We start from the raw sequence: 15,268 nt of genomic DNA on the forward strand, positions 1-15,268 counted from the left end.
CCATGACCGAGATCAGAAATGAAGGGATGCGTATCGGCGGCGAGATAGTCTTTACCGACGAGACGGTGCCAGTTCTGTACCCTTACACCAACGAGGTGGTTGGGCACGTCCCCGCAGGTAAGGCCGAACATGCCCGCAAGGCGTTCGAGATTGCTGCTGCCTTTAAACCGAAACTCACCCGCTATGAGCGGAGCCAAATCCTGCAGCGTGCCGGAGAGCTGATCGGTGAGCGCCGCGAATACCTGGCCAAGTGGTTGGTGCTGGAGCTTGGCATCTGCCACCAGCACGCGATTTATGAGACCAAGCGCGCGCAGGACGTTTATCAATTCGCCGCCGCCGAGGCACTGAAGGATGACGGTGAGATTTTTTCCTGTGACCTGACCCACAACGGCAAGGACCGCAAGATCTTTACAACGCGCGAGCCGGTGAATGTGATTAGCGCGATCACGCCCTTCAATCACCCGCTGAACATGGTCAGCCACAAGATTGCGCCCTCAATCGCCACCAACAATTGCATGGTGTGCAAGCCGACCGAATTGACGCCTCTAACGTGCCTGACGCTGGCTGATATCCTCTATGACGCCGGTCTGCCGCCCGAAATGTTCCAGGTGGTCACTGGCTGGCCGCAGGATATTGGTGATGAGATGATCACCAATGACCACATCGACATCATAACCTTCACGGGCGGCGTACCGGTGGGCAAGTTGATTGCGTCCAAAGCAGTATACAAACGACAGGCGCTGGAACTGGGAGGCAATGACCCGCTGATCGTTCTGAATGACCTCTCGGACGCCGATCTGGATAAGGCAGCAACTATCGCCGTGGCCGGAGCAACTGGGAATTCAGGCCAGCGCTGCACCGCGATTAAGCGCATTCTGGTGCAGGACAGCGTGGCGGATAAGTTCGTGCCGCTGGTGCTGGAGAAGGCAAAGAAGATCAAGTTTGGCGACCCGCAGGACCCGGATACCGAACTTGGTTGTGTCATCCATGACAAGGCTGCTGAACTGTTCGAGAATCGCGTCTATCAGGCCGAGAACGAGGGCGCAGAAATCCTCTATCACCCTGGTCGCCAAGGCGCGCTGCTGCCGCCCATCGTGGTAGACAAGGTGCCCCATAACAGCGAGCTGGTGATGGAGGAAACCTTCGGCCCGATCATTCCCATCGTCCGTGTGCCAGACAGCGACGAAGAGGTCATGGCCATTTCGAACTCGACCGATTTTGGCCTCAGCTCGGGCGTTTGCACCAACGACCTCAATCGCGCCATCGCTTTTATTAACGGGTTGAACGTCGGCACCTGCAACATCTGGGAACAACCCGGATACCGCATCGAAATGTCCCCCTTCGGAGGTATTAAGGACAGCGGCAACGGGGTCAAAGAAGGCGTTATCGAAGCGATGAAATTCTTCACCAACGTCAAAACCTATTCCTTGCCCTGGCCGGGGTAAATTGAAAGGCGTTCTTGTCTGCCGACGACAGAACCTTGGCGCCCGACTCTGGCCGATCGGGCGTCAGCTACGTTTGGGCGTGCTCAGCCGTGCGGATGTACCGCAATTTGAATTCCTGTTCGGCCTGATCATCGACATCGACTGTCTCAGGGTGCCTGAACGATCCTGAGAATGCTTTCGACGTTGAAATTCAGACGTTCTTCCAAAGCTTGCTCGTCCATCATGTTGCGCTGAAACAGAAATGATCCCGTAAAGCGGTTGGTCAGATAGTAATAGCCAATAGCCGCAATCGTAATGTTGAGCTGGGTTGCATCAATGCCCGCGCGAAACTCGCCGGTTTCCTGGCCGCGCTTCAGGATCGACTCGACCATATCGACAAGTCCTCGGGTCGAATCCTGCAAGCTGGTCAGCGATTTGATATGTCGGGCGCGATGCAGGTTTTCACTGTTGACCAAAGTAATGAACTCGGGATTTTTGAGGTAGTATTTCCACGTAAATCGCACCAGGGATTCCAGTGCGTCTGACGGCGACAAGCTTTCGAGGTTCAGCTTGCGCTCGGCGCTGCGGATATCAAGATAGGCCTCTTCCAGAACGGTTCGGAACAAGTCCTCTTTGCTGCCGAAATAGTGGTACAGCATCCGCTTGTTAGCATCTGCGCGCTCGGCGATTTCGTCAACGCGCGCGCCACCCAATCCGTGTTTGGCGAATTCTTTTTTGGCCGCATTTAGTATTCGGGCCTTGGTCGCCTGGGCATCCCGCTTTCTACCCTTCTTTTCTGGTTCGCCCACGTCCTTGGTCCTCAATACTTTTTGCTACTGGCTTCTCTGCAACTTCAATATTTCAAATCCTGTTCCAGCGAAACCATCCAGCCGCGCAATATTGCAGTCGACCGCAGCCCAATTTGCGATCTGGGTTTCCTTTTCTTAACGCTTGACACATGCTCTCGTAAAGAAGTAACTAGTTAGTGCATAAAATTCGCACCTGAGAGGGTGCGTAGCTTGCGCCGAGGGGGAGCGGCACGCGCGTGTCTTTGCTTCTGACTGCGGATCCAAACGGGAGGACGTAATGTCATTTATCAAAAAATACATCGAACAAGAGACGATCACGCGTCGTAATCTGTTGCTTGCATCGGCCTATGGCGTTGGTGGTGCTGCGATTTCCAGCATGTTGGGGGGCATGGCGCGTGCGGCTATTACTGACCCGACAGTTGCATGGTCCTATCGCAACCGCACCAACCCATACTGGAACGAGATCGTTTCGGGCGGCGAGGCGTTTGTCGAAAGCCTCGGCAAGCCCAAGGACTTCCTGACTCACCTGATCAACGAGGGCTCTTCTGAGAAATCCTTGGCGGACGTCAAGGCGTTGCTGTCCAAAACCAATGGTGAATTGGCATTGGCCATCGACACCAATGATGCGCCCAATGCGCGTCCGGTGGTGGAAAGCTGTGTCGAGGCAGGTGCTTATGTATCCACGCTGTGGAATAAAACCGACGACCTGCACCCCTGGGACTTCGGCGATAACTATGTCAGCCACATGAGCTGGTCCGATGAAGGCCCGGCCGAACAGACGGCGCGAATTCTTCTGGATGCCATGGGCGGTTCCGGTGGGGTTGTTCATCTAGGCGGTATCGCGTCAAACAACCCTGCGATCGAGCGTCTGGCTGGACTGAACAACGCGCTGAAAGACTACCCCAACGCAGAATTGCTGGCAGCCGAGCCTGCCGACTGGGATACTCAGAAAGCCAATCAGGTCATGAGCGCTTTCCTGACCCGCTATGGCGACGACATCAAAGGTGTGCACTGCGCCAACGACACCATTGCTTATGGCGTGCTGGAAGCGCTGCGTGCGGAAGGTATCGAGGATATGCCCATCGTATCTTATGACGGTAACCCGCAGGCGGTTGAACTGGTCGGCGAAGGCAAGATTCTAGCCACTGTCTTTACCAACCCGCATTGGGGTGGCGGCATCACGGCAGCGCTGGCCTATTATGCCGCAACCGGTCACTTCAAGCCGTCCGAAGAGCCCAACGAGCACCGCGAATTCTACGGCCCGACCATCATGGTCCGCCCTGAAGACGCACAGGCGTTCAAGGCTGAATATCTGGACAGCGTCCCGACTTATGACTGGAAGGATTTCTGGTCCACGTCGAACGGCCAGATTCAGTATAAATAAAGTGATGGCGGGCCGGACGTGATCCGGCCCGCTCACACGGGTCTGCGGCGACAGCGACCCCCACCAATTCACTCAGTGGGAGAAAGCACGTGAGCAATGTGCTGACACGGGATGTTCTGATCAAATGGGCGCCCCTGATTGTCCTTTTGGTTCTGGTCCTGTTTTTCACAATGATGGAACCCCGTTTCTTTTCGCTGCGCAATTTCGCGCGGATCGGGATTTCGTCCGCACCGGCGTTGATGGTCGCAATCGGTGTGACCTTCATCATCATCATGGGCTCGATTGACCTGTCGATGGAGGGCACGGTGTCGGTTTGCGCTGTGGTGTTTGCCTTTGCCTTTATCGCCTTGGGCGGCACGTTGGCGTCGTGGGCGTGGCTGGCGATCCCGCTGGCGCTGTTGGTTGGTGGGGCCATAGGATTCGTGAACGGGCTGGTCCATGTCCTGCTGAAAATCCCGTCGTTCATGGCCTCACTTGCAATGGGTTTCGTTGGCACTGGGTTCGCGCTGCTGTTGACGGGCGGTGACCGTATCCGAGTCGAGGATGACCTGTTCCGGTCCCTGCTGACCGAGCGTTGGCTCGGGTTTCCTATAATGTGCTATGTCGCGCTGCTGTTCCTGCTGATCGCCTGGTTCATCCAGTCCCGCACCACGCTGGGTCGGAATTTCTACGCTGTCGGCGGAGGCGAGGAACTGGCCCATGCCTCGGGCCTGAACGTCAATCGCGTGCGGATCATGGGGTTTGCACTAGCCGGTATTTTCTATGCGGTTGGGGCCTTGTTGGCTGTGGGTCGGATCGGGATCGCGGAAACCGCGACCGGGTCGAACTTCATGTTCGTGTCGATTACTTCTGTCGTTGTTGGCGGCACCGCGCTGTGGGGCGGGATCGGGGGCGTGTGGAACACTCTGATCGGGGTCTTGATCGTCAACGTCATCAACAACGGCATGGTTGTGATCGGGTTGCCCGGCTACGTGCAGGACGGAGTTTTGGGCATTCTGGTGATCGCCGCGGTGGTACTGTCGACCGACCGTAAATCCGTAACCTTCGTGAAATAGGGGCCGGCAGATGTACGAACTGATCAATGTCGACAAGAAATTCCCAGGCGTCCACGCGCTGAAATCCGTGGACTTCAAGATCGGTCGCGGTGAGATCGTGGGCCTTGTTGGTGAAAACGGCGCGGGCAAGTCCACCCTGATGAAGGTCATCTATGGGGCGTATCAACCCGATGGAGGCGATATTACCATCGACGGCACCAAAGTGCGGTTCCAGAACCCGCGTCAGGCGATGGATCACGGCATCGGCATGGTGTTTCAGGAGCAGTCTCTGATCACCAACCTGACCGTGATGGAAAACATCTTTCTGGGGTTCGAGCAGCAATTCGTCAGCTATGGAGTGATCAACTGGAAAGCCATGGCCGAGGCCGCGCGCAAGCAACTGGCCAAGGTCAAGCTGGATATCGACCCGGCGACCACGACCTCGAAACTGTCCTTTGCACAGCGTCAGCTGGTCGAATTGGCCAAGGTTCTGACACTGGAAGAGCGGATCGACGGCGATCTGGTCATTTTGCTGGACGAACCGACCAGCGTACTGGCGAAAGAAGAGGTCGAGCTGCTGTTCAGCCTCGTGCGGGAACTCACCAAGCGGGCGTCCTTCATCTTTGTCAGCCACCGCATGGACGAGGTTCTGGACCTGTCAGACCGTATCTATGTGATGAAGGACGGCGAGGTTGTGGACGTTATCGCCCATGATGACGCCGATGTGGATGCAATCCAGCACAAGATGGTGGGCCGCGACGTCGACAAGGAATATTACCGCGAACAAAAGCAAAAGCCCTATCAGGCCGAGGCGAAACCGTTGGTAGCCTTCAACGATGTCTCTGTGGCCGGAAAATACTCCGATATTTCATTCGACCTGCGCCCAGGAGAGGTTCTGTGCCTTGTCGGTACAGAGGGATCGGGGCGTGAGGCGATCCTGCGCACGATCTTTGGGCTGGAAACCCCGTCTTCGGGAACGGTCGCGCTCAAAGGGGAAACGGTTGCCAAGTTCAATGCGCAGGCCGGAGTTGCCAATGGCGTCGGCTACATCCCGCGTGAACGCAAAGTTGAAGGCATCGTGGCCGGGATGAATGTTTACGAGAACATGACGCTCAGCCAGATGGGGAACTACGCCAATTCCGGCGTGCTGCGAATTGGTGAAGAAAAATCATTGGCCAATCAGTGGATTGACCGTCTGGCGATCAAGACACCGGATGTCTACAAGGATTGTGGCGGGCTATCGGGGGGCAACCAGCAGAAGGTGGTTTTGGCCAAATGGCGCTCGGCCGGATCTGACATCATCCTGCTGGATCACCCGACGCGCGGATTGGATATCGGCGCCAAGGAAGATGTCTATGACATGGTGCGTGAGATGTCGGATGACGGCGTCGGCATCATCCTCGTGGCAGATACGCTGGAAGAGGCCATCGGCCTCAGCCACACGATCATCGTTCTCAAAGACGGTGTTGCCCAAAAACGTTTCGATTGCAGCCCAGGGGACAAGCCGTCGCTTTATGACCTTGTCCACCACATGATCTGAGGCCGACCCCATGAGCTTTGAACGCATCAAACCCCATCTGCCCTGGATCACGCTGCTGGCGCTTGTGCTGGTCGTGGGGGCTGCGGATGCTAATTTTCTGCGCCCGGCGAACCTGATTTCGATGATGGCCGACATTGTGCCGTTGTTCATCATGGCGCTTGGGATGACCTTCGCGATCTATATCGGCGGGATCGACCTGTCGGCACAGTCGGTGGCCAATATGACCACGGTTGTGGCGACAATTGCCCTGCCGACTTTTGGTATCGGCGCGGCGTTGATCTGTATTCTGGCCGGCATTGTTCTGGGCGCTGTCTCTGGTTTTGTGACGACTCGGCTATTTGTGCCGTCCTTTATCTCGACCCTGGCAGTGGGCGGCATCGCCTTTTCGGCCGCACAATACATGTCGGGGCAACGGGCCTTGTTCATGGATGCAGAGATGCGGGATTCGACCTTTGGCTGGATGACCGGCTCGGTCGCTGGTTTGCCCGCGGAATTGATCATTGCTGCAGTGCTGGTTCTGGGCGCGTGGTTCCTGCAGTCGCGCACCACCTTTGGGCGCGCGCTCAAGGCTGTCGGGGCAGGGGAACCGGCCGCTGTTGCCTCGGGGCTGAATGTTAACCGCATCAAGATCATGGCCTTTGCCCTGTCCGGTGGACTTGCGGCGATTGCAGGCTTGCTGTTCTCGGTCAAACTCTCCGGAGGCTCTCCCACTCTGGCGAACGGGTTCCTGCTGCCAGCAATCGTCGCGGTTCTGGTCGGTGGCACACCACTGACCGGAGGAGTAGGCGGGGTGATCAACACGCTGATCGGTACACTCATCGTGGCGGTAATTCGATCCTCGATGCTGTATTTCGAAGTGGACGCCACCCAGCAGCAGATGGTGTTTGGCCTGATCCTGATCACGGCTATCGCGCTGACCATCGACCGCACAAAGCTGAGGGTCGTGAAATGACCGGAACCATGAGAGCGGCCGTTTTGGTGAAACCCGGCCAGTTCGAAGTTCAGGATGTTCCCCGTCCTGTCCCAGGTCGCGACGAGGTTTTGATCCGCATCTCTCGGGTCGGGATCTGTGGCACGGACATGCACATATTCAACGGGCACTACGCGGCCGAGAACCTGCCCATGATTCCCGGTCACGAATTCACCGGAACGATTGCAGAGCTTGGCCAGGGTGTCACGGGGCTGACCATCGGCGCGCCTGTGGTGGTCGATATGAATATCGGTTGCGGTACCTGCTATTGGTGTCGCCGCAATGAGATCCTGAACTGCCCCAATATGCAACAAATGGGCATCACGATGGATGGGGCTTTTGCCGAATATATCTCGGTGCCCGCGCGCTTGGTGATCCCTGCGCCCGGTGATGTAAGCGCCGGGGTTCTTGCCCTGACTGAACCGCTGGCCTGTGTCGTGCGTTGCGCGCGCAAGGCGAACATCAGTTTCGGTCAATCGGTTGTCGTGCTGGGCGCGGGCCCTATCGGCAACTTGCATGTACAACTGCTTCGCACAATAGGAGCGGCACCGATCATCGTGGCCGATCTGTCCGAGGAGCGCGTCAAAATGGCGCTGGAGGCCGGTGCAGACGTGGGTGTCAGCGACCCCACAAAGCTGAAAGACACTGTTCTGCACCATACAGATGGACGCGGTGCGGATGTGGTGATCGAAAGCGTGGGACTGCCTGCGCTTTACCAACAAGCGACGCGCCTGATCCGCAAAGGCGGTCACATCGCGGCTTTCGGTATCACCGGGGCGGGTGAGACCTTACCTGTCGATATTCTTCAAACCATTCTACAAGAGAACTCGATCAAGGGTTCGGTCGCGGGCATGGGGCAGGATATGCACGACGCGTTGACGCTGTTGACCTATGGGCGGATCAAAACCTGTCACTTTACCGGCGCATCTTATCCACTGGACCGGATACAGGCCGCTTTTGACAGTTTTGTCGACCGTCCGCAGGGCCTCAAGACGCAGATAGCATTAACAGACTAGCCGCAATGGGAGGAGCGCACATGACTGTAGAAGTTTACACATCCAAACCCGAAGGCATGATCCCAAACAGCCGGTTTCCCCTGCTGATCCATCGCGGCGCAATACCCGGTGGCGGCGTGGATGCGGTCAAGGCCAGGTTTCGCAGCAATGGCTGGGGGAACAATTGGGAATATCCAGGTGTCTATGAATACGCCCATTTCCACTCGACTTCGCATGAAAGTCTCGGCTGCGCGATTGGCTGGATGGAGTTCAACCTGTCCGTCGAGGGCTGGACCCGGGTCAGGATCGAGGCGGGCGATGTCATCGTCATGCCCGCCGGTGTCAGCCACGAGATGGTGGGTCATTCCGACGATATCATGATGGTCGGCGGCTACGCCGGGGGTCGTGACTGGGACAACATTCAGGAAGCCTTCCTGACGCCCGAGATGTTTCAGGCGGCCGCCAAGCGGATCATGATGCTGCCTATCCCGGACAAGGACCCCGCAACCGGGGATATCCTGCACCAATGGCATGATGCGCCGTCCTCTGTGGATGGCGGGTGGAATGATTTCCGCGACGGGCTGGACGCCTCGGCCTGACGCGCGCTTATTTCGGAGACCAGATGATGGACCAAAACGCACAGATACTGACGCCACCCTCCGAACCTCGTGAGTTCGGGTTCTTCATGGAGGGCCGCTGGGTACCTGCCGGAGACCGCGATCTGTTCGAGCGATCTTCGCCCGGACATGGCGTGCCAGTTACACGTATTCCGCGTTGTACAGAGGACGATCTGAACATCATTGTCGCTTCGGCCCGCACGGCCTTCGACGACCGCCGGTGGTGTGGGTTGTCCGGGGCCGACCGCGCGGCGGTCTTGCTTAAAGCCGCTGAGTTGATCTGCCAGCGCACCGATGAAATTGCCTATTGGGAGACGCTGGAGAACGGCAAACCCATCAGCCAAGCGCGGGGCGAGGTCAGCGGTTGCGTTGGCATGTTCGAATTTGCAGCAGGTCTGGCTCGGGCTCTGCACGGTGACAGCTTTAACAACAGTGGCGACGGCGCCATGGGGATTGTCACACGCGAGCCCGTTGGCGTGGTTGGCCTGATCACGCCTTGGAACTTCCCTTTCCTGATCCTTTGCGAACGGGTGCCCTATATCCTCGCTTCGGGCTGCACGATCGTTGCCAAACCTTCCGAGGTGACCAGTGCCACGACCCTATTGCTGGCCGAGATTCTGTCGGAAGCAGGATTGCCGGATGGTGTGTTCAACGTGGTCACCGGATCAGGCAGCGTGATCGGCCAGAAGCTGGCGGAACACATGGATGTGGATATGCTGTCCTTTACCGGCTCAACCGCTGTTGGTCGCTCGGTCGTTGCAGCGGCGGGGCAGAGCAATTTCAAAAAGCTAGGCTTGGAACTGGGGGGCAAGAACCCTCAGATCGTCTTTGCCGATGCCGACCTAGAAGACGCAGCCGATGGCGTAGCTTTCGGCATCGCATTCAACACGGGCCAGTGCTGTGTATCCGGCGCCCGCTTGCTCGTTGAACGCTCGGTTGCAGAAAAGTTTGCAGGTATGGTCGCGGACAAGCTGCGCAAGGTCCGCGTGGGCGATCCGTTGGACGAGCGCACCCAGGCGGGCGCGATCACGACAGACGCGCAGAACCGCACCATCCTGTCCTACATCGCCAAGGGTCAGGAAGAGGGCGCGACCCTGCTGATCGGGGGCGGAACGCCCGAAATCGCGGGTGGGCAATATATCGACCCGGTTATCTTCACCAATGCGACCAACGACATGGCCATCGCGCGGGAAGAGATTTTTGGACCGGTTCTGGTCGTCATCCCTTTCGACACGATTGACGAAGCGATCTCGATTGCCAACGATACTGAATACGGTCTGGCGGCAAGTGTCTGGACCAAGAATATCGACAAGGCGCTGACGATTTCTCGCCGTGTTCAGGCGGGACGGTTCTGGGTCAACACAACCCTGGCTGGGGGACCCGAACTGCCGATTGGCGGATTCAAGGCATCTGGTTGGGGCCGCGAAGCCGGGATGCACGGCGTCCAGGAATATACGCAGATCAAGTCGATCCATGTCGAGATCGGCAAACGGTCGCATTGGGTAGAGTAATGGCAATCGGATTTGACTATATCATCGTTGGTGGCGGATCAGCGGGCTGTGTTTTGGCCAATCGCCTGACCGAAGACGGCGCTGTCAAGGTGCTGCTGCTAGAGGCGGGCGGAAAGGACAATCACCCGTTGATCCACATGCCTGTGGGCTTTGCCAAGATGACGGACGGGCCGCATACTTGGGGTTTTAACACCGTCCCGCAAGTCAACGCCAACAATCGCGAAATCCCCTATGCTCAGGGCCGGGTGATCGGTGGTGGAAGCTCGATCAATGCCGAGGTGTTCACGCGCGGCAACCCGGTCGATTATGACCGTTGGGCCAATGAGGAAGGGTGCGAGGGCTGGGCCTTCAAGGATATCCAGAAATACTTCATTCGCTCCGAACGCAATGCGATCCTGTCCGGAGACTGGCACGGGACCGAAGGGCTTTTGGGTGTGTCCAACATCCCAGACCCGCAAGAGATGACCCGCGCCTTTGTACGCTCGTGCCAAGAGGCGGGCATCCCTTATAACCCGGATTTCAACGGGGCGGTTCAGGAAGGTGCAGGCGTTTACCAGACGACCACTTGGAATGCGAAACGCTGCTCGGCTGCTGTAGGATATCTGAAACCGGCGATGTCGCGCGGGAACCTGACGGTCAAAACTGGGTGTCAGGTGCATCGGATTGTCATCGAAAATGGCCGGGCGACCGGTGTTGAATTCGATCAGGGCGGACAGGTTGAGACGGCATCGGCGGATCAGGAAGTGCTGATCACTTCGGGCGCTATTGGAACACCCAAGCTGATGATGTTGTCGGGTGTCGGCCCCGCCGCGCATCTGCGCGAGCACGGGATCGAGGTGAAACAAGACTTGCCCGGTGTGGGTGAGAACCTGAACGACCATTTCGGCATCGATATCGTGGCCGAACTGAACGGGCACTATAGTTTGGACAAATACAACAAGCCCCATTGGGCGGCCTGGGCTGGAATACAGTATTACCTGTTCGGCTCAGGGCCTGTTACTTCGAACGTGGTTGAAGGCGGGGCGTTCTGGTATGGAGACGCCACGGCCACGGTGCCGGATCTGCAATTTCATTTCCTTGCGGGGGCCGGTGCCGAGGCCGGGGTTCCCAGTGTGCCCAAAGGCAGTTCGGGCATTACGCTTAATTCGTATACTGTCCGTCCCAAGGCGCGCGGCACCGTACGTCTACGTTCGAACAAGGTCGAGGATATGCCGCTGGTCGATCCCAATTTCCTGGGTCACCCGGATGATCTGAAAATCTCGGTCGAAGGAGTGAAGCACAGCGTCGAGATTTTTCGGCAGAAAAGCCTTCAAAACTACATCCGCAAAATTCACTTCCCCGGTGACAACGTGAAAACACAGGCGGAATACGAAGCCTATGCCCGCCAATATGGCCGTACTTCCTATCACCCAACATGTAGTTGCAAAATGGGTGTGGATGAGATGGCGGTGGTCGATCCGCAAATGCGGGTGCGCGGGGTTGATGGGCTGCGAATCTGCGATAGCTCGGCGATGCCCAGCCTGATCGGATCAAACACCAACGCACCGACAATCATGATGGCCGAAAAAGCATCGGACATGATCCGGGGCAATCACTGAACTTGAAAGCGTTCCCCAAACTGGCGGTGCCGTATCCCGGCACCGCTTTTTTTCCTTAGTCCCACTCGGGGGCCCACGGCACTAGATCTTCGGTTACAATCCGGTATCCGGTTTGGGTCATCGCGTCGATCCGGTCCATGTCGATGCTGGACAGCGTGAAATCCATAACGTCGAAATTGGCCTGAATGTTGGCCCGTTTGGTGGACATGGTGTTGATCGACACCCCTTTTTGCAGAATCCAACGCAGCACGACCTGCCCCGCCGTTTTTCCATAGCCTGCGCCAATCTCGGCAAAAAGCGGATGCTTGAACACCTCGCCGCGCGCGACTGAGCAATAAGACGACAGCGGAATACCTGTCTCGGTGGCTGCGGTTAGCAGGACATCCTGATTCAGCAAAGGATGAAACTCGACCTGGTTCGAGACAATCGGCGCATCAATGATTTTTACCGCGTCACGCATCATCTGGGCGGTATAGTTCGATACACCAATATTCTTCGCCAACCCCTTTTCATAAGCTTGCTCCAGCAGTTGCAGCGAAGGTGCGATATCCCCTCCGATCGGCGGCCAGTGCAGCAACAGAACATCGACATAGTCCAGACGCAGTTTCTTGAGGCTTTCCTCGACCGAAGGCAAGAACTCTGCTGCGCCAAAATTGTCGGGGTGCACTTTAGTTGTCACGCAGATCTCTTCGCGGGGCAATCCCAGATCGGCCAGCGCGTCACCGGTTTCTTTTTCATTTCCATACATTTGTGCTGTATCGAAGGAACGATACCCAACCTCAGCCGCGATACCCATTGCGTCGCGAAGCTCTTTCTCGGTCAGTGGAAAAGTGCCAAATGTACGTTGATTGGTATTCTGAAAGTATATGTTCACGATGATCCTCCCAAAGGATAAGTTTACAAGTAACCTAATAGTTACTTGTATTCTGGTCAATTCCTTCGTTTTGGTAATTTCAGTTGCCTTTTGACGCCCGCCAAGGCATAAACTTATAACCAATTAGTTACTTTCGTGAGGATCGCATGACAAAGCAGATGACAGCGCGCGAAGCAGCCAATCTCGTACCAGATGGGGCGACTGTGGCGGTGAATTCGTCCAGCGGTCTGTGCTGTCCCGATGCGGTTCTGAAGGGTTTGGGCGAACGATTCGATGAGGAAAACGCGCCGACAAACCTGACCACCATTCATCCCATCGCGGCCGGAGATTTCTTTGGCACCAAAGGGGTCGATCATATTGCCAAACCTGGTCTGCTGACGCGGATCATTGGTGGCTCGTATCCGTCAGGTCCCAGCAATGCTGAACCGCCCTTGATCTGGCAGATGATCACGGGCGAGCAGGTGCGGGCGTATAACGTGCCCTCAGGCATCATCTTCGACATGCTGCGCGAAGCGGCGGCCAAACGGCCCGGTGTTCTGACCAAAGTGGGAATGGACACCTTTGTCGATCCTCAGATCGAAGGCTGCGCCATGAATGCAGCGGCGCGGGCCGAGCCCATTGTCAAACGAATGGAGTTTGAGGGCGAAGATTGGCTGTATTTCAAATCCATGGCCCCCAACGTTGCCATTATCCGCGCGACCACAGCTGACGAAAAAGGCAACCTGAGCTTTGAGCATGAAGGAGCCTATCTAGGCGCGATGGAAATGGCACTGGCGGCTCGCAACAATGGCGGTGTGGTCATCGCGCAGGCAAAGCGGATCGCGGCGGCGGGCAGTATCCGTCCCCATGACGTACATGTGCCGGGTATTCTGGTGGACGCGATTGTCGAAGCGCCCGATCAGTTGCAGACCACTGCCACAGAATACGACCCCGCAATCTCGGGCGAATTGACCCGTCCCATCGAAAGCTTTCGCACGGCCGAGTTCAACATTGGCAAGGTCATTGCCCGCCGCGTCGCGAAAGAACTGAAAGACGGCTGGGCCGTCAATATCGGTTTCGGCATCTCAGCCAACGTTCCGCGCATTCTGGTCGAAGAGGGGCTGCATGGCTCGGTCACATGGATGATTGAGCAGGGCGCAGTGGGCGGTGTGCCGCTGTTGGATTTCAAATTTGGCTGTTCGGCCAATGCCGAGGCGTTCGTGCCGTCACCGCATCAGTTCTGTTACTTCCAGGCGGGTGGCTTTGATGCCTCGCTTCTGTCCTTCCTTGAGGTGGACAAACACGGCTCGGTCAATGTTTCGCGCCTGTCGGCCATCCCGCACCGCACGGCGGGGGCCGGAGGATTCGTTGATATCACGGCGCGGGCGCGCAAGATCGTGTTCTCGGGCAATTTCAATGCGGGCGCAAAAATGACGGTCGAGAATGGGCAGATCACCATCCTGAAAGAGGGGAAAGTGGCCAAGTTTGTGGACGAGGTTGACCAGATTTCCTTCTCGGGCCAGCGCGCGCAGATGCAGGGGCAGAACGTGACCTATGTGACCGAGCGCTGTGTGATCAAACTGACCGATGATGGGCTGATGATCACCGAAATTGCACCGGGCCTAGACTTGCAGCGGGATATTCTGGATCAGGCAGCAACTCCCTTGCTGGTCTCGGAGGATTTGAAAACCATGGATGCCGATCTGTTTGATCCGACATTGATGGGATTGGAGTTGCAGTCGGCGTGATGGACCATTTCCTGCTCGATATCCAAAACGGCATAGCTCGGCTGACGATCAACCGCCCGGACCGGCTGAACGCGCTGACCGAAGCGATGATGGATGATCTTTTGGCGTTGTGTCGTCAGATCGAAAGGGCAGAGGATGCACATGTTGTCATTCTGACCGGTGAAGGCAGGGCGTTTTGCGCAGGCGGAGACATTGATGCCTGGGCCGATCATACGCCCGATGGATTTGCGCGGCACTGGCTGCGCGACGGGCACCAGGCCTTGGACGCTTTGGCGCGGCTGCGGCAGCCGGTGATCGCTGTGCTGAACGGTCATGCGTTGGGGGGTGGGTTGGAACTGGCTGCTTGCGCCGATCTGCGCATCGCCGAGGCGCATATCCGAATTGGCCAACCCGAACCCGCCTTGGGCATAATTCCGGGCTGGTCCGGTACACAACGCACCGTGCGTCGTTTCGGAGCGCAAACCGTGCGCCGCATGGCACTGTTCGGAACTCAGTTCGACGCGGTCGAGGCCGAGCGTCTGGGGTTGGTGGATCAAGTCGTTGAACAAGGCCAAGGTCTGGCTGCCGCGACCGAACTGGCCGAAACGCTGCGCCATCGTGGGCCTATTGCGACCGAGTTGGTCAAAATGCTGATCAACGCCGCCGAGGGCGAAGAGCGTGAACGCGTTTTCGAAGTTTTGGCTGGCCGCGCTGCCGCTATGCAGCCCGAGCTTCAGACCGGGTTGGCCGCCTTCAAGGCCCGCAAAAAAGCAGATTTCTGGAAGTAACATCCAAAGGACACAAGC

General features: G+C 57.2%; 13 protein-coding genes. 11 read left to right on the plus strand and 2 right to left on the minus strand.

Translation table 11 applies throughout. The features are described 5' to 3' along the window. Positions 1-2 precede the first annotated feature (2 nt). Positions 3-1,445, plus strand: coding sequence for a phosphonoacetaldehyde dehydrogenase (phnY, locus tag ACR3E7_RS19845; RefSeq protein ID WP_480504660.1), 1,443 nt, complete (start codon positions 3-5; stop codon positions 1,443-1,445). A 146-nt stretch (positions 1,446-1,591) separates the two neighbouring features. Here phnY and ACR3E7_RS19850 read toward each other — a convergent pair whose 3' ends face one another. Next, positions 1,592-2,233: a TetR/AcrR family transcriptional regulator gene (locus ACR3E7_RS19850; protein WP_170783546.1), complete on the minus strand. Its 642-nt coding sequence runs from the start codon at positions 2,231-2,233 to the stop codon at positions 1,592-1,594. Between the two features lie 277 nt (positions 2,234-2,510). On the opposite strand from ACR3E7_RS19850, the gene ACR3E7_RS19855 reads away from it, so the two are divergent. The 8 genes from ACR3E7_RS19855 to ACR3E7_RS19890 all read left to right on the plus strand — a co-directional run bounded on the left by ACR3E7_RS19855 (position 2,511) and on the right by ACR3E7_RS19890 (position 11,882). Then, positions 2,511-3,617: a sugar ABC transporter substrate-binding protein gene (locus ACR3E7_RS19855; RefSeq protein ID WP_170783544.1), complete on the plus strand. Its 1,107-nt coding sequence runs from the start codon at positions 2,511-2,513 to the stop codon at positions 3,615-3,617. Positions 3,618-3,706: 89 nt separating this feature from the next. Continuing rightward, on the plus strand, positions 3,707-4,672 hold the full coding sequence (locus ACR3E7_RS19860) for an ABC transporter permease (protein ID WP_480504658.1): 966 nt from the start codon (positions 3,707-3,709) through the stop codon (positions 4,670-4,672). A gap of 10 nt (positions 4,673-4,682) precedes the next feature. After that, a complete protein-coding gene (locus ACR3E7_RS19865) occupies positions 4,683-6,191 on the plus strand; it encodes a sugar ABC transporter ATP-binding protein (protein ID WP_480504656.1) in 1,509 nt (502 codons plus the stop codon). Positions 6,192-6,201: 10 nt separating this feature from the next. Continuing rightward, on the plus strand, positions 6,202-7,143 hold the full coding sequence (locus ACR3E7_RS19870; protein ID WP_170772214.1) for an ABC transporter permease: 942 nt from the start codon (positions 6,202-6,204) through the stop codon (positions 7,141-7,143). After that, positions 7,140-8,177 (plus strand): zinc-dependent alcohol dehydrogenase, encoded by a 1,038-nt coding sequence (locus ACR3E7_RS19875; protein WP_480504654.1) that lies wholly within the window; start codon positions 7,140-7,142, stop codon positions 8,175-8,177. The genes ACR3E7_RS19870 and ACR3E7_RS19875 overlap by 4 nt, the downstream gene beginning before the upstream one ends. A 20-nt stretch (positions 8,178-8,197) precedes the next feature. Then, the gene (locus tag ACR3E7_RS19880; RefSeq protein WP_480504652.1) at positions 8,198-8,755 is read left to right on the plus strand and encodes a hypothetical protein; all 558 of its coding nucleotides are present in this window, start codon (positions 8,198-8,200) and stop codon (positions 8,753-8,755) included. Positions 8,756-8,778: 23 nt separating this feature from the next. Next, positions 8,779-10,284: an aldehyde dehydrogenase family protein gene (locus ACR3E7_RS19885; protein ID WP_480504650.1), complete on the plus strand. Its 1,506-nt coding sequence runs from the start codon at positions 8,779-8,781 to the stop codon at positions 10,282-10,284. Continuing rightward, positions 10,284-11,882, plus strand: coding sequence for a GMC family oxidoreductase (locus tag ACR3E7_RS19890; protein ID WP_480504648.1), 1,599 nt, complete (start codon positions 10,284-10,286; stop codon positions 11,880-11,882). The genes ACR3E7_RS19885 and ACR3E7_RS19890 overlap by 1 nt, the downstream gene beginning before the upstream one ends. A gap of 55 nt (positions 11,883-11,937) precedes the next feature. Here ACR3E7_RS19890 and ACR3E7_RS19895 read toward each other — a convergent pair whose 3' ends face one another. Continuing rightward, a complete protein-coding gene (locus tag ACR3E7_RS19895; protein WP_480504646.1) occupies positions 11,938-12,756 on the minus strand; it encodes an aldo/keto reductase in 819 nt (272 codons plus the stop codon). Between the two features lie 146 nt (positions 12,757-12,902). On the opposite strand from ACR3E7_RS19895, the gene ACR3E7_RS19900 reads away from it, so the two are divergent. Both ACR3E7_RS19900 and ACR3E7_RS19905 read left to right on the plus strand, forming a co-directional pair. Then, entirely contained in the window at positions 12,903-14,483 is a 1,581-nt protein-coding gene (locus tag ACR3E7_RS19900; RefSeq protein ID WP_480504644.1) for an acyl CoA:acetate/3-ketoacid CoA transferase, read from the plus strand. Beyond that, the gene (locus tag ACR3E7_RS19905; protein WP_170772202.1) at positions 14,483-15,250 is read left to right on the plus strand and encodes an enoyl-CoA hydratase/isomerase family protein; all 768 of its coding nucleotides are present in this window, start codon (positions 14,483-14,485) and stop codon (positions 15,248-15,250) included. Before ACR3E7_RS19900 ends, ACR3E7_RS19905 begins: the two co-directional genes overlap by 1 nt. Positions 15,251-15,268 lie beyond the last annotated feature (18 nt).

The organism is Ruegeria sp. BK1 (assembly GCF_056535645.1).

What these genes read in the sequence shown, in the direction of transcription:
- phnY (WP_480504660.1), top strand. Translation starts at nt 3, where the DNA reads ATGACCGAGATCAGAAATGAAGGGATGCGTATCGGCGGCGAGATAGTC.
- ACR3E7_RS19855 (WP_170783544.1), top strand. Translation starts at nt 2,511, where the DNA reads ATGTCATTTATCAAAAAATACATCGAACAAGAGACGATCACGCGTCGT.
- ACR3E7_RS19865 (WP_480504656.1), top strand. Translation starts at nt 4,683, where the DNA reads ATGTACGAACTGATCAATGTCGACAAGAAATTCCCAGGCGTCCACGCG.
- ACR3E7_RS19870 (WP_170772214.1), top strand. Translation starts at nt 6,202, where the DNA reads ATGAGCTTTGAACGCATCAAACCCCATCTGCCCTGGATCACGCTGCTG.
- ACR3E7_RS19875 (WP_480504654.1), top strand. Translation starts at nt 7,140, where the DNA reads ATGACCGGAACCATGAGAGCGGCCGTTTTGGTGAAACCCGGCCAGTTC.
- ACR3E7_RS19880 (WP_480504652.1), top strand. Translation starts at nt 8,198, where the DNA reads ATGACTGTAGAAGTTTACACATCCAAACCCGAAGGCATGATCCCAAAC.
- ACR3E7_RS19885 (WP_480504650.1), top strand. Translation starts at nt 8,779, where the DNA reads ATGATGGACCAAAACGCACAGATACTGACGCCACCCTCCGAACCTCGT.
- ACR3E7_RS19890 (WP_480504648.1), top strand. Translation starts at nt 10,284, where the DNA reads ATGGCAATCGGATTTGACTATATCATCGTTGGTGGCGGATCAGCGGGC.
- ACR3E7_RS19900 (WP_480504644.1), top strand. Translation starts at nt 12,903, where the DNA reads ATGACAAAGCAGATGACAGCGCGCGAAGCAGCCAATCTCGTACCAGAT.
- ACR3E7_RS19905 (WP_170772202.1), top strand. Translation starts at nt 14,483, where the DNA reads ATGGACCATTTCCTGCTCGATATCCAAAACGGCATAGCTCGGCTGACG.